The organism is Cytobacillus horneckiae (assembly GCF_002835735.1).
Lineage (GTDB): Bacteria > Bacillota > Bacilli > Bacillales > Cytobacillaceae > Cytobacillus > Cytobacillus horneckiae.
In genome coordinates, this window is record NZ_PISD01000016.1 from 73,444 (window position 1) to 90,032 (window position 16,589).

A 16,589-nucleotide genomic window follows, 5' to 3' on the forward strand; every position below is an offset into this window, starting at 1 on the left:
TAATCTTTTTAAAATCTTCTGAAAATTCATATTCAAATATAATATTCCCTATATACTCACCTCTGGAAAAATTCAAGTAATATATTGCATATATAAAGTAACATATTATATAAAGTTATGCAATAACATTATTGCAAAAAAATATAGTCATATGTAATATATTGCATTTGATACTATACTATTATATAATTTTTACTATAAATTTCTATTTTTACACATAACAAATGAAGGAAGCTTACTTTTCTTCTACCATTTGTCATGTAGAATAATGGTTCCCGCTCTATTATTGTGCGCACATATCATGCAAAGGAATAGTAATTATTACGAACAACATTGAAAATGACTAGTAAAGGTGGTCCTTGAATTGCCCATTCCGACAAATTTCACAACACCGCAACGTTTGTCTGCAAAAAAACGTGCTTTCTTACAAATTCAAGAGTGGATTATTGATGGAACATTAAAACCGAAGGAAAAACTGAATGATGCCGATTTGGCAGATGCGTTAGGCGTAAGTCGTACACCGATAAGAGAAGCCTTGCAGCTGCTAAGTGCCCAAGGATTTGTAGAAATGTTTCCTGGTGTTGGAACGCAAGTGACAACAGTGAATCAGGAGGATATCACGAAAATACTGCCGCCGCTCAGTGTTCTACAAGCTCTAGCTGCTGAAATTATGGCAGGAAAATTAAGCAAGGAGTCATTAGAAGATTTAAAAGAAACGAACGCTAAATTTGCCGAAGCCATTAAAGCAGGCGATTCTTTTACTGCCCTTAAGCTCGATGATCAATTCCATCAAATTATTGTTGACCAGGCAAATAATCCCTATATCACACAGGCTGTTGAAGGGTTATTGCCTCATGTAATGAGACTTTATTTTTATAAAGCGATTATTCTTACAGAATCGTCTATCGATGAGCATGAAATACTAATTAAGGCACTTGAAGATGGCGATAAGAAGACTGCATCTGAAGTGGCTAGAACGAACTGGAGCAGAGCAATTGATGAATATTTCACTGATCAAAAATCGCATTAACGAAGTTTAATGATTCGCATGATTTAACTTTATTCTATACAATAGAGTTAGCAACCTTTGAGGGGGAAAACAAGTGAACATCATTATTAGCGATCAAGCAGTGAAATGGTATAAAGATGAAATGCTACTTGAGCATGGCGATTATGTCAGGTACTTCGCTAGATATGGCGGGTCCAGTCCCATCCAGCAAGGTTTTTCATTAGGCATTTCTAACGAGAAGCCAGTAAACCCAGAAATAACAGTTGATAAAGATGGCATTCATTTCTTTATCGAAGAAAAGGACATTTGGTATTTTGACGGGCATGATTTAACTGTAGAATATGATGATAAATTAGCTGAACCTCAATATAAATACGAAAAATAACTCATAACAAAAAACTCGTCATCAGACGAGTTTTTTGTTATATTTTTAGTCACAGCATCGGATTTTCTATTCCTTCACGGCTTAAGATCTCAGCCTGTTTATCTCCTAAAAGATCGAAGTGAGAATAGCCATCTTTTCGATGGTGAATCCATTCGGGCTGTAAATGATACTTCCTTCCCCATTCTTTCAGATTCTCAAGATCTTTACAGCCTACTTTTGTAACTGACTTACAATGTGGAAAACGATCATCCAGCCAATAATGAGTAAGAAAAGCTATCTCACCTTGATCGATTTTTCGCTTCCATTCTGTTACATCCCGCTTTTTTATACCGAAAGCCATTTATTTCTCCACCTGTTTTTTTGCATTTTCATATGCTTCATGCCAGTCCGGATATTTTCTTTTCATTGAAATCGGCCTGAAACTTTCCTTTTTCACACAGGCATGTTTAGACCATCCTGTGACAGCCAGTTCGTTGTCACTATTATATATTTCATATCCATACGTGAAACGAAGTCCGTCATACTCCTCTATCCATGTTTTCACAACCGCTATTTCACCATAGTGAAGAGGCTTCTTATATGAAGCCTGAATATCAAGTACCGGTGAAATTATGCCTTCACTCTCAAGCAAAGCATAATTAAAGCCTAAATCTTGTACAATCTGCGTTCTGCCCAGCTCCATCCATACAAAATAGTTTGCATGATACACGACACCCATTTGATCTGTTTCTGCATATCTTACTTCAATTTCTTTTGTTGAAACTAACATCGTTTATTCCCCATTTCTAGTATTCTCTATTGCATGAATGAAGTCTGCTCTCTTTAAAGTCGACATTTCTTCTGCAATATTTACATTTGCTGTATCCATAATTCTGCGGGCCTGCATTTGAACAGCCTTATCTGCCAAATTCGTAGCAAATCGCCCGTTATCTTTTGTATCGATTTCATGCAGTTTTTCCGTTAATAAGGTAACTGCCTCAGTGTCTAATACATAATGATACTTTTTTAAGTAATTCTCTAAGATTTCTATTAACTGCTCTGATTGATAATCTGGAAAATGAATAAACTTCTTAAACCTTGATTTCAATCCCGGATTACTATTTAATAGCGGTTCCATTTCTTGTGGATATCCGGCTAATATAACTACGAGGTTTTCATTATGCTTCGTCATTTCATCTGTTAAAGTATCAATGACTTCTTTTCCGAAATCAGCCTGCATTGGGGAAAACAGTGAATAGGCTTCATCAATAAATAATACTCCGCCTAAAGCACGGCGAATAAGCTTTTTCGTTTTTATTGCTGTTTGACCAACATAGCCAGCAACAAAATCTGATCTGCTTGCAACAATTAGATGACCTCTTTTTAACATGCCGCACTCTTTTAGAAACTGTGAATATATTTTAGCTACCGTTGTTTTCCCGGTGCCGGGATTTCCGGTAAACACTGAATGAAGCTGTAAAGGTAATGCTGGTAGCCCAGCCTCTTGTCTAAGCTTCTGCATTTTGGCAAAAGAGACAAGCGAATTTACTTCTTCCTTTACATTATTTAACCCAATGAGCTCATCTAATTGAGCTTTTGCAGCAATGGTGTTGTCAGATTGATTAACGGTGAAATCTTCTTTATCCAGAAGAGTATAGGAAAGAAAATGATGTCTGCTTTGAGCTTGGGCACCTTTTTTAAAAATGGCATCCATCACGATATTTTTTACCGTTCTTGCATTTCCAAACGTGGCATCAACCTTCTCCTGATCGATTCGGTGATGCAGTTCAATTTTTGCCTCTTTCGTTAGGATATAGTCATTTTCTTTTGCAATCTTTTCTGCTATTTGGATTAATTCTTCATTTGTATAGTCTGTAAGAGAGAAATAGTTTGAACTTGAAAATCTGCTTCTAAGCCCGGGGTTTGCGGCTAAAAATTGTCTCATCTCATCCGGGTAGCCAGCAAGGATGATTGCAAACTTGCCGCTGTATTCTTCACTTGTCATTAATGATACAAGTGTATCGACCGCAGTTTGCCCATAATCATTTCCTGATTGTCCTTCTCTCTTTAGGCTGTAAGCTTCATCGATAAAAAGGATTCCGCCCAGAGCACTCTCAATCGCTGTTTTAATATTTTCTTCAGTTTGACCCATATATGCACCAATAAGATGCGAGCGATTCACCTCGACCACTTCTTCTCTAGGGAGCACACCTAAATGATGATATATTTTTGCTAATAGACGTGCTAAAGTGGTTTTACCTGTACCGGGATTGCCAGTCAAAACCATATGTAAGCTTAAATCATCTTTATTTTTAAATCCAAGGTTCTGCCTTTCTGCTTGATATTGCAAGAACCGATAATGCTCCTCGATTCTTTCTTTTACATCATTCAATCCCACCATATTTTCTAACTCAACGAGCGGATTCATCTCTTTCGGCGACTCTTCTACAGAAGTAAAAATACTTTCCCATTGTTTTTTCATTTTTTCTATTTGTTCTATATGAATTTTCATTTCATCTAAATAGGTGGAAGTGTAAAATACACCCGAGATTGATTTCTCATATTCTTCCGCAGCCTTTAACAACGCACCTGCTTCATCAATTACTTCTTCCAATAATGCATAGAGCTCACGATATTTTTCAATCACCGAGGAGCTTCCCGTATTTTCACAACGTTTAATTTGGTTTGCTAATTGCTGCTCTAATTCATCTGCATCACTTAAAAAACCGCGGGTAATATCAATAAACGCGAGTGCCGTTTTTTTCTTGGCGGCACGATTATCACTTTCCCTAAGTGGCGGGAACTGTAGCTGATTGAGAGAATATTGCTTAGTTGTCCAGTTTTTTTCGGAAATAAATCTTTCAGCTTCTTTATTTTTAGGGTTAAGTTTTAAAGCTTCTTCCATCCAAGCGAGTGCCAATGTTTCCTGAGAAGCATCATTTGCTTTCGAAGAAGCTGCAATCATAAGTAATTTCGATAACTTTTCTGGCTCGTCTTCTCTATCCAAAGACGTAATCATTTGCAGTAAGTCATCTTCATTATTAACAAACCCTTGGTCGGATAATTCCTTCTCCCATTTGGCTATTCTATGGTCTGTATCAAATTGATTCATCATTATCACATCTCTTTTTTTCTGACTATCATAATGATAATAACATATTATGGTGATAAGTTTGAAAGAGAAACAACTTCATGCTTTTTGTTTTTATGCGCGCTTAACATTGTTTTCTTTTACAAGAGGATTTGAGGCTTGCTTATCTCCTAATTTGGGGATTTGTGGGTTTCTCCTTTAAATCGACTTTTGAGAGGTTCTTATCTATCTTAATGCACGCTTATCTACTTTTCCGTGTGGTATCTCGTATTGCCGTATCCCTCTTTCCTTGGGGGATTTGCGCATGCACCCTTTATCCCCATTTCATTCCGAAGAAAAGCCGATCTTTCTTAAAGATCGGCAGTCATATTATTCACCTTTTGTTTGAATTACTTGAGGCTGTTGTCCAGTTTTATCCTGCATTTGTTTGCCTTTGTTCCCGCCAAATCCTCTCGATTGAGTACCGATATGGTTCGGAACAAAGTCTTTGCTATTCCTCTTAGGATTACCCATGATGATACATCCCTCCTCAAGAATTAGTATTTACACTATGTATGCGGCAAACACATGGTAAATACTTTCTTTAGAACGGATTATTCTGCTTTATTTAAACGCAGTCGTTTTTCTTCTAATCGTAATTCTATTTTATCCATTTCCACTTGATCCTTCATTAATTGGCGCTTATTTTCTGAGACCAATTCTGCAAAAGAACGTTTTCTTGGTTTTCTCATCTTATTCACCTGCCTCTATACTATATCTACCACTCAATATGGCCAAAATCCACAGAAATTATTACAACTTTTTGAAAATTAAATAGATATTTTAGCGCTCATAAAAAGCACCAGAAATTTGGTGCTCAGTGTGTGTACATTCGGTTGGTGGTATCGGCTCATATCTTGATGAAAATGGCGCTGTATTATTTCATAGAATTAATTTTTTCATATAAAAGAGCAAGTGGCATCGAACTAAAGTATTTATCCTTAATTATTCCATTTTCATTAATAAAATAAGTTGTAGGAACAGCAAACACTTCGTATTGTTCGTTCACCTCATCACCCTCATCTAATACGACTTGAAACGTTATTCCCATCTTCTCTATATACCCTTTCACATTACTTTTAGGATCAATATTTACAGCTAATATGACAATATCTTGATCCTTTTTTTGTAAATGAAATGTTTGAAAATCCTTCATTTCTACTTTGCACGGAGGACACCAGGTGGCCCAAAAATTCAAAATAACCTTTCTCCCTCTATAATCTGAAAGTGAAATCGACTGGCCTGATAAATCCTTCAATGTAAAATCAGGAGCTTCCGTACCGATTTTCAAGCCTGGCAAACGATCTTCTTCACCATGAACGTTATAGGATAAAGGCAACGTAACAACAAGAAAAAGAAAAATAATCATGATTCTTTTAAGCATTATATTCACCCTTTCCCGTATAGTTTATCTAAAAAACGAGAAAATATAGCGTTCTGATTAACCAATAGCTAAGAAAAAAAGATACACTGCCGTATGTAAGCACCTCTGCCCAAACTTTTACCTTCAATTTACTCTTGGATACTTTCCATGCCAAATAAACAATCCGCAAACAAAGCCCAAAATGGCGCCGCTTTTTCCTCCTGTAACATACAGAATGGTTTTAAAGTTGCCAAAAATTATTTCTGGAGAGAAAAGCAAAGAGCTAAATTTATAAATAAGAACAAAAATAATCACAATGTTTATCATTACATTAAATACTTCATTCTGGAATGACAAATTATTTTTAGTGTTTGTTTTTATGATTAGCGCAGCTATTAGAGCTGAGATGAATAGAAATAACCAGTCTATTTTTATAAGAAACGGTCCTAGTAAAAAAGCATTCATTGCTATCTCCTCCTGATTAGCCCGATGTTTTAATCATATGGACTAAACCATAAAACATCAATAAAAAAACACTGTGTGACTAATCCCACAGTGTTTTTAAAATTTAAATTTATATGTTAGTTCTGTAATTTGTCGCGAAGGACCATTGGAAGAATACCGCCATGGCGATAGTAGTCAATTTCAACTTCAGAGTCAAAACGAACTAGCACTTCAAATGTAGTTACTTTGCCGTCTTCAGCTGTTGCTGTAACTGTTACATAATCACGAGGTCTTACATCTTCACCGATTTGAACGCTGATTACTTCTTTACCTGTTAAACCAAGTACTTCTGCGCTTTCTCCCTGTTTAAATTGAAGTGGAAGAACACCCATTAATACAAGGTTCGAACGGTGAATACGCTCATAGCTTTCTGCGATAACTGTTTTAATGCCAAGAAGGTTTGTACCTTTCGCAGCCCAGTCACGAGAAGATCCCATACCGTAATCTTTACCAGCTAGTACGACTAGACCCGTTCCATCTTCTTTATATTGCATACATGCATCATAAATTGATGTAACTTCTCCAGTAGGCCAGTATGTTGTAAAGCCACCTTCAGTGCCCGGCGCAATTTGGTTGCGGATACGGATGTTTGCAAATGTACCACGCATCATCACTTCATGGTTACCGCGGCGTGAGCCATATGAGTTGAAATCACGTACTTCCACACCATTCTCACGAAGATATTTTCCAGCTGGTGTATCTTTGCCGATAGCCCCTGCAGGTGAAATATGGTCAGTTGTTACTGAATCGCCAAATTTACCAACTACTCTTAAACCAGCTAATGGTTTTACTTCATCTGCATCTGGTTTTAAACCTTCAAAGAAAGGCGGGTTTTGGATGTATGTTGAAGTTTCATCAAATGAATACAATGGTTCATTGCTTGTTTTGATTTCATTCCAACGAGCATTATCATCAAATACATGCTCATACTCTTTACGGAATAGTTCAGGTGTTACTGTTTCTTTAACCACTTTATTAATTTCCTCAGTTGTTGGCCAAATATCTTTAAAGAAGATCTCTTTGCCATCTTTACCTTTGCCAAGTGATTCGTTTTGAAGATCGATATCAACCGTACCTGCTAATGCATAAGCGACAACTAATGGTGGTGAAGCAAGATAGTTCGCTTTAACGAGTGGATGGATACGTCCTTCAAAGTTACGGTTACCTGATAGAACAGATGTAACCAATAAATCGCTCTCAGCAACCGCTGTTTCAATTTCTTCTTTTAGTGGGCCTGAGTTACCAATACATGTCGTACAGCCATAGCCAACAAGGTTAAAGCCAAGTTGCTCTAAGTATGGCAGAAGGCCAGAATCATGCAGATAGCCAGTTACAACTTTTGAACCCGGCGCTAAAGAGGTTTTCACATATTTCGGTACTTCAAGACCTAGTTCAACTGCTTTTTTCGCAACTAATCCAGCACCTACAAGTACATATGGATTGGATGTATTTGTACAGCTAGTGATGGCTGCAATGGCTATCGCACCTGTTTTCATATGTGTAGAGTCGCCGTTATTGAATTTAACAGTGATTTCTTTATCGATTTCCTTCGCATCAAAACCAAAGCCTTGGTTTCCTTGAGGAGCTGTAATCGCTTGGTTGAATTCCTTTTTCATAGCTGAAAGTGGAATCAAATCTTGAGGACGCTTAGGACCAGATAGGTTTGGTTCGATTTCGGCTAAATTGATTTCAACAATATCAGTATATACAGGCTCTAGAGTTGGATCAAAGAATAATCCGTTTGCTTTGCTATATTCTTCAACTACTTTAATTTGACTTTCTGAACGGCCAGTTAGACGCATATATTCAAGAGATTCAGCATCAACTGGGAAGAATCCGCAAGTAGCGCCGTATTCTGGAGCCATATTAGCAATTGTTGCACGATCTGCTAATGGAAGAACCGTTACTCCAGGTCCGAAGAACTCAACGAACTTACCAACAACACCATGTGAACGAAGGACTTGAGTTACTTTTAAAGCTAAGTCAGTAGCGGTTGCACCATTTGGAAGTTCACCGACTAACTTAACACCTACAACTTCAGGAACCGGGAAGTATGAAGGTTGCCCAAGCATACCAGCTTCAGCCTCGATACCGCCAACACCCCATCCAAGAACACCGATACCGTTAATCATTGTTGTATGTGAATCTGTCCCGACTAGTGTATCTGGAAACGCTTCATAATCGCCTTCAGTAGTTTCATTTGCAATCACAACATCAGCTAAATATTCCAAGTTAACTTGGTGTACGATACCAGTTGCCGGAGGAACCGCTCGGTAGTTATCGAACGCTTTTTGCGCCCAGCTTAAAAATTGATAGCGCTCTGCATTACGTTCAAATTCAAGCACCATATTCGCTTCTAGTGAATCTGGCGTACCGTATTTATCAACTTGTACTGAGTGGTCAATAACAAGATCGACAGGCTTCTCAGGATTGATTTTATCAGGATCTCCGCCCATATCAGCCATTGCTCTTCTTAATGAAGCTAAGTCAACAACTGCTGGTACTCCAGTGAAATCTTGAAGGATAACACGGGAAGGTTTGAATGGAACATCTACTTCTCTCACATCAGCTGTTCCCCATTTTGCTAAGTTTTCAACATGCTCTTTAGTAATTACGCGACCGTCATATTGACGAAGTACTGATTCCAATAGGACTTTAATTGAATAAGGTAATTTAGATACCTTACCTAGTCCAGCTTCTTCTAATGCTTTCAAGTCATAATAATGATAGCGTTTCCCATCTAAATCGAAAGACTTACGAGAATTAAACACATCATTCTTTGCCATATGATTTACCCCCTAATTCGAACTACACATTTTCAAAATTACATATTATATAGGAAAAAGTCGAAAAGTTTGAATTTTTACCCATCCTTACTTTTCTCACAATTCCTATAATAATACAACCTTCTACATATGTAAATAATAAGAAAGTTATTGTTTTCAATAAGTTTTTCTTATGATAAATTTTATTTTTTGATTTAAAAACTTAAAAAGAGCTAATTGATAGTGGTTTTCAATTAGATGAATAAATTGATGTCATAACCGTTATTATATTAGTAAAATGATGAATGGTTTTTTTAAACAGATGCAACCTCCAATTTTCAACATAATTCTACTATTTAAAGATATGCTAACAATAGGAGGTGTTTTTATGTCTAAACGGCAGAATGAGGGCAAACAGGATCAAGTATTAGATAATCTCGTACGAGGAGAAAATGAGCCTCTTTCAGAAAAAGAGCGCCAAAATAATAAAAAGAAGAAAAACAATCAATAGGAGGAAGCGAAACCGCTTCCTCCTGCTTTTTACTCATATTGATTTACTTCATTTACAATCGAATTTAAATCTTGCTGAAACTTTTCAAGCTGAGCTCGCTGATGCTCTGAAGCCACTTCAAGCGCATTTTGTATTTGTTCATACGCTTCATTGATTTCTTGCTTCAAATGGCCGAGTTGATGACCATAGTTTGCACCATCTTCTGCGATTTGACTGTACAGCTCTTCTGCATCTTCCATACTTTGTTGTGCTGCCTGAAAGGCTTGTTGCTTGTTTTTATGATACGGCATGCCTATTTCACCCCACTTATCCATTCGTACAATTAAATTGTGCAGATTCCTCAAAAATATTCCGCATAAAAATGAGTGGCTTTTCCATCCTAAAAAGAGGAGGGATAAACATGAACAAAAATGATGGTAAAGATATGCGTAAAAATGCGCCAAAAGGGGATAATTCCGGCCAGCCAGAACCTTTAAGCGGATCGAAAAAAGTAAAAAACCGGAACCATTCACGACAAAAGCATAATTCTCATCATGATATGTAAAAGCAGCTTGCAGTAATTAAATAACACGGGCTTATTCTAACGGTGATTCAGTCGTAAGAACAAGCCTGTTTTATTTTCGCCAAACCGCCCCCATTTTCACCCATTTTTTTTAAATGAATATACATGTGGATGAAAGGGGGAAATGAAATGAATCATAAAGACGAAAATGAAACCGACGGCCTTTCAGAAATAGAAAAATGGCTGGAAACCTTTTTCCTTGACCCACTAACTTCATATATGGATCAAACGACATTCCGCATCGATCTATACGAAACAGATGATCAAATCATTATAGAAGCACTATTATTAGATTTTCATTCCCCGGATGTCATTGTTCATTTGCACCGTGATTGTGTTGTTATTTGTGTAGCCCAAGCGAATATTGAAAAACTAGTCAAAAGGGAAATCAACCTGCCATTTTCAGTTATAGATAAAAATGTTTATGGCCATTTGCATAACAATATTTTAGAAATATTTATATCTAAAAATGAGCCAGGACTAGGCAAGAACAGAAGGATGCTATTTTATGAGGAAAAATAATGATTAGGTAATTTAGGTTACATAATATAATTATGTAAAACAAAAAAGCCTGCTGAAATTTTATTTTCAACAGACGAATCAATTAGTTATTTCTTTAATTTATCAAGCATATCAAACGTCATTTTTTCTAAATTATATTCTGCCTTAAATCCCCATTCTTCTTTAGCTGATGAGCAGTCAATTGAATTAGGCCAGCTGTCAGCAATTCCTTGTCTGATTGGATCGACATCATAATCTAATACAAAGTTAGGAATATGTTTGCGAATTTCTGCTGCAATCTGTTCAGGTTCAAAGCTCATAGCAGTCACATTGAATGAGTTTCTATGCAATAATTTATTCGGATCAGCCTCCATCAAATCTACAATTGCATTAAGTGCATCTGGCATATACATCATATCCATGTAAGTTCCTTCTGCTATATATGATGTGTATCTTTGATTTTTTATTGCTTCATAATATATTTCTACTGCGTAATCTGTTGTGCCTCCACCTGGTGGCGTTGCATAAGAAATGAGCCCAGGAAAACGCAATCCTCTCGTATCTACACCGAATTTATGATAATAATAATCTGATAATAATTCACCAGACACTTTATTTACACCATACATTGTAGTTGGTCTGCAAATTGTGTCCTGTGGTGTATGGTCTTTAGGTGTAGAAGGTCCAAATGCCCCGATTGAGCTTGGAGTAAAGAATTTTGCTCCTACCTCCCGTGCTGTTTCTAGCGCATTCATTAATCCGCCCATATTTAAATTCCAAGCAAATACAGGATTTGCTTCTGCAGTTGCTGAGAGCAGTGCCGCCATATGAATAATTGTATCTGCATTATGTTTTTTTGCTACATCAAGCATTGTTTTTCCATCTGTTACATCAACCATTTCAAACGGTCCTGAAAGTGCGGCAGCCGATTCATTCTTGCGAATATCAGTTGCAATCACTTGATCTGCACCATATATATCTCTAAGTTTAAGTGTCAATTCAGATCCAATTTGACCAAGTGCACCTGTAATCATAATCCTTTTCATACTGCTCTCCTACCCTTCCCTCTACCCTTAAAGGTATTCTGTATGTCTTTGCTGCTGAAATAAAGTGAATTATTATCTTTAGACATTTCCTAAGTCAAGACAGACAGCTCCCCTGCCTGCGGCAAGGGGCTTCTGACAATTAATTTCCGATAACGTTCATTTCTTTTCCAATTTTTTCATATATCGCAATGGCTTCATCCAACATTTCTTTTGTATGTGCAGCTGATGGCATATTTCTTACTCGCCCTGTTCCTCTTGGTACAGTCGGGAAAACAATTGATTTCGCATACACGCCCTCTTCGAAAAGCTTCTTACTAAATTCCTGTGTTTTTACTTCATCTCCAATGATACAAGGCGTAATTGGCGTTTCACTTTCACCAATATCAAAACCAAGATTTTGTAAACCAGCTTTTAAATAATTGGCATTTTCCCACAGCTTTTCATTTAATTCTGTACTTTCCATTAACAATTCAATTGCTTTTGTACTTGCAACAACATCTGCAGGTGTTAATGAAGTCGAAAATAGGAATGGTCTGCTTCGCACCTTCAGCCAATCGATAAGTTCTTTCTTTCCGGCAACATAACCACCTACAACACCGATAGCTTTAGATAAAGTACCGATTTGAAAATCGATTTTATCAGATAATCCAAAATGCTTGACAGTACCAGCACCATCGCCAAGCACGCCAGATCCGTGAGCATCATCTACATACGTAATCAAATCAAACTCTTCGGCAATCTCAACAATTTCAGGCAGTTTCGCAATGTCTCCATCCATTGAGAAAACACCATCTGTAATCACCATTACTTTATTATATAATCCTGATTCAGTAGCTTCTTTTGCTTTTGCTCTTAAATCATCCATATCCGAATGGTTCACACGAATAATTTTAGCTTTTGAAAGTCTGCAGCCATCAATTATCGAAGCATGATTTAATTCATCAGAAAGGATGGCATCATTTTTATCCATTACAGCGGATATTGCCGCCATATTGCAATTAAATCCGGACTGATAAGCAATTGCTGCTTCTGTATGTTTAAATTTTGCCAGTGTTTCTTCCAATTTAAGATGCACATCAAGCGTACCGTTGATTGTCCTAACTGCCCCTGCACCGACACCATATTTTTCTACCGCTTCTATTGCTGCGCGTTTTAAAGTTTCATCTGTTGCAAGCCCCAAATAGTTATTTGAAGATAAATTTATTAGTTCTCTTCCATTAATTTTAATCTTTGGTCCATTTGGACTTTCCAGCGGATCAATTTCATTGTATAAACCTTTAGATTTTAGATCTTCCAGATTTTCATTTAAAAACAATTCTAATGTTTTACTTGACATTGATATTTCCTCCCTTTCGCATTGTACCCAAACTGAATACATATGTCCTCTCTAAAAAGACAGTAATAAACTGCTTTTTCTTTTGATATGTATAGGTTTTACAGATTATACTTTAACATATTTTTATAAATTGTACACATATAGAGGACATAAAAATTGTGTTAAATCCTTCATATTTTACCCAATTTGCAGCAAAAATGTTCTTATAAATAATGAATTTTCTTTTATTCGGAAACATAATATTAAAGATTTCATTCTCATTATGCTATTATTTATAAGGCATTCAATACATATTTGGAGGGATAAAATTTGAAAATCGCCGCATTTGTTGGAAGCAATCGAAAAGAATCTTTGAACAAAAAACTTACTATTTTTATGCAGGAAAGATACAAAGACCAATTTGAAATGGACATTCTTCCGCTTGAAGAACTGCCAATGTATAATCAGGATGAAGAATTTAATCCTCCTGAAATAGTCAATGATATTCGCAGAAGAATTAAGGCTTGTGATGGCTTGCTCTTTGCCACACCTGAGTATAATCACTCTATTTCTGGTTTCTTAAAAAACGGTTTAGATTGGTTTTCGCGCGTAGAAAAAGTCATGGTAAATAAACCAGCTATGATTGTTGGCGTATCAGCAGGTGCGATGGGAACGGTTAAAGCACAAATGCACTTAAGGCAAATTCTTAACTCCACCGGTGTCGGCGCTGTTACTCTTCCTGGCAACGAAGTGTTCATTGGCAGCGCCGTTGAAAAATTTGATGAAAATGGACGTTTTACACATGAGCAGACAATAGACTTTCTAGATAATGTCGTGAAAAATTATATTGATTGGATAAATAAAATAAAATAAAGTGAAACTTCAATCAGTGTGGGTTTTCCTTCATCCCCCCACCTATGCTTCTTCGATTCACTCCGCTAAATGCTTTTTTGAAGAATGTCCATATTGGCTCTTTTCTTGTTTTCGACCACTAAATGTCAACGAATAGCTCTCTATGTTCGATCCTCAGGGATGGAGCGAATAAGCTATGGAAAATCTCATTTCAGCTTCAGAGTGTGTTTTTATCAATACACTCTTTTTTAGTATCTTAAGATATTTTTAGATTATTCCGTAATATCATTAGTGCTTAATTAATGACATTAATTGATAACAAATTAAAGGTCATAATTTACTTAATGTCTAATATAAATACATATAGAGCCTGTCTAAAGGGGTTATTTATATTAAAACCTTCTTTATAATTCTTTTTTATTTGTAATTATTATAAAAAAGTATTGATTTTTGTATGAGAAATGTTATCATTACATTGTAAGAAATTTTTACTACTTTTATTTTGAGGTGATAGTTAAATGAGTGAAAACAAACAAAACTTAACAACTAGCTGGGGTGCTCCTGTAGGAGATAATCAAAACTCTATGACTGCCGGAGACCGCGGACCGACATTAATTCAGGACGTATACTTATTAGAAAAACTAGCGCACTTCAACCGTGAACGTATTCCAGAACGTGTTGTTCATGCAAAAGGTGCAGGGGCACATGGTGTATTCGAAGTTACAAATGACATGTCTCAGTATACGAAAGCAAAGGTCTTTAATGGAGTTGGCAAAAGCACTGATATGTTTATCCGTTTTTCAACAGTTGCGGGTGAACTTGGTTCTTCTGATACTGTCCGTGACCCACGCGGTTTCGCAGTAAAGTTTTATACAGAAGAAGGCAACTATGATTTAGTTGGAAACAATACACCTGTATTCTTTATCCGCGATGCGATTAAATTCCCAGACTTTATTCATACACAAAAAAGAGATCCACAAACTCATTTAAAAAATCCTACAGCCGTATGGGATTTCTGGTCATTATCACCTGAATCACTACATCAAGTAACCATCCTTATGTCAGACCGTGGTATTCCTGCAACATTGCGCCATATGCATGGGTTTGGTAGCCATACATTTAAGTGGGTAAATGAGGAAGGAAAAACATCTTGGGTGAAATATCATTTCAAAACAGATCAAGGAGTAAAAAATCTTGATGTGAAGGTTGCAGAGGAACTTGCAGGGTCGAACCCTGATTATCATACTGAAGATTTATTTAACGCAATTGATAAAGGCGACTTCCCTTCTTGGACATTATATGTACAAATAATGCCTGAAGAGGATGCGAACACATACCGCTTTGATCCATTCGACGTGACTAAAGTGTGGTCGCAAAAAGATTATCCATTAATTGAAGTTGGTAAAATGACATTAAACCGCAACCCTGAAAACTATTTTGCGGAAGTGGAACAAGCTACTTTCTCTCCAGGGACATTTGTACCAGGTATCGAACCGTCTCCAGATAAAATGCTGCAAGGCCGATTATTTGCTTATGCAGATGCGCACCGCTACCGTGTCGGAGCAAATCATAATGCACTTCCAATTAACCGTCCTAAAACTGAGGCAAAAAACTACTTCCGTGACGGAGCAATGCGCTTTGATGGAAACGGCGGAAGCTCAGTATATTACGAGCCTAATAGCTTTGACGGACCGACTGAAAAAGCAGAAGCGAAAACTACGCCATTCAATGTTACTGGCCAAGCAGCGCAAACTTCTTACGATCATCATGATCACTATACTCAAGCAGGTGATTTGTACAGATTATTATCAGAAGAAGAAAGAAGCCGCTTAGTTGCTAATATTGTTGGAGCGATGAAACCAGTTGCAAAAGAAGAAATTAAACTTCGTCAAATTCAGCATTTCTACAAAGCTGATCCTGAATATGGCACAAAAGTGGCAGAAGGCCTAGGCTTACCTGTTCCTCAAGAATTAGTTAAATAATTGTTGTAACATTATCTCACTTTATTTTCGGTGCCTTTAAGTTCATATTTAACTTAAAGGCATCCATTCTCTTTTTATATTGTATTTAAACTAGTACTCTTACTTTATTCTCAATAAACGATACACACATAATTTTCCTTTATAAAGAAGGTTAGAGCGATGGAAACAGATCAAATTAATAACCTCATCCCTTTTCTAAAAGAAAAAGGCTTGAGAATCACTCCACAAAGAATCCAAATTCTTACAAGTATATTACGTTTTGATGGACACCCAACGGCAGAGGATATTCAAAAGGAAATCCCGATTATAAGTTTGGCAACCATCTATAACAATTTAAAGCTATTTGTTAAACTTGGCATTATCGAAGAACTTCCCTATGGAAATGGTATTAGCCGCTATGAGTTCTTCCAATCAAAGCATTACCATGTAATTTGTGAATCTTGTGGAAAGATAGCTGATTTGAATTTCCCACCATTAACTGAAGTAGAAGAAATAGCTTCCAAACTTACGGGATTTACGATAAAAAAACACCGTATGGAAGTATATGGATTATGTAATCAATGTAAATAGAAGGAGTGTTCATAATTGAAAGCTGAAGTAAAAATTTGTCCAGTATGCCGTTCACAAATGATTAAATTAAAACATAGTACAATTTGTGCATGCGGCAATAAAATTAGAAATGTAA

At 36.6% G+C, this 16,589-nt stretch carries 19 protein-coding genes; 8 read left to right on the top strand and 11 right to left on the bottom strand.

The annotated features are described in order from the left end of the window. Positions 1 to 364 precede the first annotated feature (364 nt). The gene (locus CWS20_RS08735) at positions 365 to 1,030 is read left to right on the top strand and encodes a GntR family transcriptional regulator (protein WP_066198130.1); all 666 of its coding nucleotides are present in this window, start codon (positions 365 to 367) and stop codon (positions 1,028 to 1,030) included. Between the two features lie 73 nt (positions 1,031 to 1,103). Beyond that, the gene (locus CWS20_RS08740) at positions 1,104 to 1,394 is read left to right on the top strand and encodes a HesB/YadR/YfhF family protein (RefSeq protein ID WP_066198128.1); all 291 of its coding nucleotides are present in this window, start codon (positions 1,104 to 1,106) and stop codon (positions 1,392 to 1,394) included. Between the two features lie 49 nt (positions 1,395 to 1,443). Here CWS20_RS08740 and CWS20_RS08745 read toward each other — a convergent pair whose 3' ends face one another. The 8 genes from CWS20_RS08745 to acnA all read right to left on the bottom strand — a co-directional run bounded on the left by CWS20_RS08745 (position 1,444) and on the right by acnA (position 9,156). Further along, entirely contained in the window at positions 1,444 to 1,734 is a 291-nt protein-coding gene (locus CWS20_RS08745) for a hypothetical protein (protein WP_066198126.1), read from the bottom strand. After that, complete coding sequence (locus CWS20_RS08750; protein ID WP_066198123.1) at positions 1,735 to 2,163, bottom strand: acyl-CoA thioesterase; 429 nt, start codon at positions 2,161 to 2,163, stop codon at positions 1,735 to 1,737. It abuts the gene before it with no gap. Positions 2,164 to 2,166: 3 nt separating this feature from the next. Continuing rightward, on the bottom strand, positions 2,167 to 4,488 hold the full coding sequence (locus CWS20_RS08755) for an AAA family ATPase (protein ID WP_066198120.1): 2,322 nt from the start codon (positions 4,486 to 4,488) through the stop codon (positions 2,167 to 2,169). Between the two features lie 345 nt (positions 4,489 to 4,833). After that, positions 4,834 to 4,977 (bottom strand): acid-soluble spore protein N, encoded by a 144-nt coding sequence (locus CWS20_RS08760; RefSeq protein WP_066198117.1) that lies wholly within the window; start codon positions 4,975 to 4,977, stop codon positions 4,834 to 4,836. A gap of 80 nt (positions 4,978 to 5,057) precedes the next feature. Further along, complete coding sequence (locus CWS20_RS08765) at positions 5,058 to 5,195, bottom strand: FbpB family small basic protein (RefSeq protein ID WP_066198114.1); 138 nt, start codon at positions 5,193 to 5,195, stop codon at positions 5,058 to 5,060. A 185-nt stretch (positions 5,196 to 5,380) separates the two neighbouring features. Further along, the gene (locus tag CWS20_RS08770) at positions 5,381 to 5,887 is read right to left on the bottom strand and encodes a peroxiredoxin family protein (RefSeq protein ID WP_066198111.1); all 507 of its coding nucleotides are present in this window, start codon (positions 5,885 to 5,887) and stop codon (positions 5,381 to 5,383) included. A 123-nt stretch (positions 5,888 to 6,010) separates the two neighbouring features. After that, entirely contained in the window at positions 6,011 to 6,331 is a 321-nt protein-coding gene (locus tag CWS20_RS08775; protein ID WP_066198108.1) for a hypothetical protein, read from the bottom strand. A 116-nt stretch (positions 6,332 to 6,447) separates the two neighbouring features. Further along, complete coding sequence (acnA, locus tag CWS20_RS08780) at positions 6,448 to 9,156, bottom strand: aconitate hydratase AcnA (protein WP_066198106.1); 2,709 nt, start codon at positions 9,154 to 9,156, stop codon at positions 6,448 to 6,450. Positions 9,157 to 9,523: 367 nt separating this feature from the next. Here acnA and sspO point away from each other — a divergent pair, with 367 nt between their 5' ends. Next, complete coding sequence (sspO, locus tag CWS20_RS08785; RefSeq protein WP_101226268.1) at positions 9,524 to 9,646, top strand: small acid-soluble spore protein O; 123 nt, start codon at positions 9,524 to 9,526, stop codon at positions 9,644 to 9,646. A gap of 29 nt (positions 9,647 to 9,675) precedes the next feature. Here sspO and CWS20_RS08790 read toward each other — a convergent pair whose 3' ends face one another. Next, positions 9,676 to 9,936, bottom strand: coding sequence for a hypothetical protein (locus CWS20_RS08790; RefSeq protein ID WP_066198103.1), 261 nt, complete (start codon positions 9,934 to 9,936; stop codon positions 9,676 to 9,678). A gap of 110 nt (positions 9,937 to 10,046) precedes the next feature. Here CWS20_RS08790 and CWS20_RS08795 point away from each other — a divergent pair, with 110 nt between their 5' ends. Further along, positions 10,047 to 10,190 (top strand): small acid-soluble spore protein P, encoded by a 144-nt coding sequence (locus CWS20_RS08795; RefSeq protein WP_066198101.1) that lies wholly within the window; start codon positions 10,047 to 10,049, stop codon positions 10,188 to 10,190. A 147-nt stretch (positions 10,191 to 10,337) separates the two neighbouring features. After that, positions 10,338 to 10,730, top strand: a complete 393-nt coding sequence (locus tag CWS20_RS08800; RefSeq protein WP_066198094.1) for an Hsp20/alpha crystallin family protein — start codon at positions 10,338 to 10,340, stop codon at positions 10,728 to 10,730. A gap of 86 nt (positions 10,731 to 10,816) precedes the next feature. On the opposite strand, the gene CWS20_RS08805 is transcribed toward CWS20_RS08800, so the two are convergent. Together CWS20_RS08805 and CWS20_RS08810 are read right to left on the bottom strand one after the other, a co-directional pair. Further along, a complete protein-coding gene (locus CWS20_RS08805) occupies positions 10,817 to 11,755 on the bottom strand; it encodes an L-threonine 3-dehydrogenase (protein WP_066198091.1) in 939 nt (312 codons plus the stop codon). A 139-nt stretch (positions 11,756 to 11,894) separates the two neighbouring features. Beyond that, a complete protein-coding gene (locus CWS20_RS08810; protein ID WP_066198089.1) occupies positions 11,895 to 13,091 on the bottom strand; it encodes a glycine C-acetyltransferase in 1,197 nt (398 codons plus the stop codon). 309 nt (positions 13,092 to 13,400) lie between these two features. Here CWS20_RS08810 and CWS20_RS08815 point away from each other — a divergent pair, with 309 nt between their 5' ends. The 3 genes from CWS20_RS08815 to CWS20_RS08825 all read left to right on the top strand — a co-directional run bounded on the left by CWS20_RS08815 (position 13,401) and on the right by CWS20_RS08825 (position 16,474). Next, positions 13,401 to 13,943, top strand: coding sequence for an NADPH-dependent FMN reductase (locus CWS20_RS08815; RefSeq protein WP_066198087.1), 543 nt, complete (start codon positions 13,401 to 13,403; stop codon positions 13,941 to 13,943). 497 nt (positions 13,944 to 14,440) lie between these two features. Next, entirely contained in the window at positions 14,441 to 15,904 is a 1,464-nt protein-coding gene (gene katA, locus CWS20_RS08820; protein WP_066198084.1) for a catalase KatA, read from the top strand. Positions 15,905 to 16,063: 159 nt separating this feature from the next. Beyond that, positions 16,064 to 16,474: a Fur family transcriptional regulator gene (locus CWS20_RS08825; RefSeq protein ID WP_066198081.1), complete on the top strand. Its 411-nt coding sequence runs from the start codon at positions 16,064 to 16,066 to the stop codon at positions 16,472 to 16,474. Positions 16,475 to 16,589 lie beyond the last annotated feature (115 nt).

Bases quoted from the DNA above. Each gene is read 5' to 3' on its own strand.
- CWS20_RS08745 (WP_066198126.1), bottom strand. From the start codon at position 1,734: ATGGCTTTCGGTATAAAAAAGCGGGATGTAACAGAATGGAAGCGAAAA.
- CWS20_RS08750 (WP_066198123.1), bottom strand. From the start codon at position 2,163: ATGTTAGTTTCAACAAAAGAAATTGAAGTAAGATATGCAGAAACAGAT.
- CWS20_RS08755 (WP_066198120.1), bottom strand. From the start codon at position 4,488: ATGATGAATCAATTTGATACAGACCATAGAATAGCCAAATGGGAGAAG.
- CWS20_RS08760 (WP_066198117.1), bottom strand. From the start codon at position 4,977: ATGGGTAATCCTAAGAGGAATAGCAAAGACTTTGTTCCGAACCATATC.
- CWS20_RS08765 (WP_066198114.1), bottom strand. From the start codon at position 5,195: ATGAGAAAACCAAGAAAACGTTCTTTTGCAGAATTGGTCTCAGAAAAT.
- CWS20_RS08770 (WP_066198111.1), bottom strand. From the start codon at position 5,887: ATGCTTAAAAGAATCATGATTATTTTTCTTTTTCTTGTTGTTACGTTG.
- CWS20_RS08775 (WP_066198108.1), bottom strand. From the start codon at position 6,331: ATGAATGCTTTTTTACTAGGACCGTTTCTTATAAAAATAGACTGGTTA.
- acnA (WP_066198106.1), bottom strand. From the start codon at position 9,156: ATGGCAAAGAATGATGTGTTTAATTCTCGTAAGTCTTTCGATTTAGAT.
- sspO (WP_101226268.1), top strand. From the start codon at position 9,524: ATGTCTAAACGGCAGAATGAGGGCAAACAGGATCAAGTATTAGATAAT.
- CWS20_RS08790 (WP_066198103.1), bottom strand. From the start codon at position 9,936: ATGCCGTATCATAAAAACAAGCAACAAGCCTTTCAGGCAGCACAACAA.
- CWS20_RS08795 (WP_066198101.1), top strand. From the start codon at position 10,047: ATGAACAAAAATGATGGTAAAGATATGCGTAAAAATGCGCCAAAAGGG.
- CWS20_RS08800 (WP_066198094.1), top strand. From the start codon at position 10,338: ATGAATCATAAAGACGAAAATGAAACCGACGGCCTTTCAGAAATAGAA.
- CWS20_RS08805 (WP_066198091.1), bottom strand. From the start codon at position 11,755: ATGAAAAGGATTATGATTACAGGTGCACTTGGTCAAATTGGATCTGAA.
- CWS20_RS08810 (WP_066198089.1), bottom strand. From the start codon at position 13,091: ATGTCAAGTAAAACATTAGAATTGTTTTTAAATGAAAATCTGGAAGAT.
- katA (WP_066198084.1), top strand. From the start codon at position 14,441: ATGAGTGAAAACAAACAAAACTTAACAACTAGCTGGGGTGCTCCTGTA.
- CWS20_RS08825 (WP_066198081.1), top strand. From the start codon at position 16,064: ATGGAAACAGATCAAATTAATAACCTCATCCCTTTTCTAAAAGAAAAA.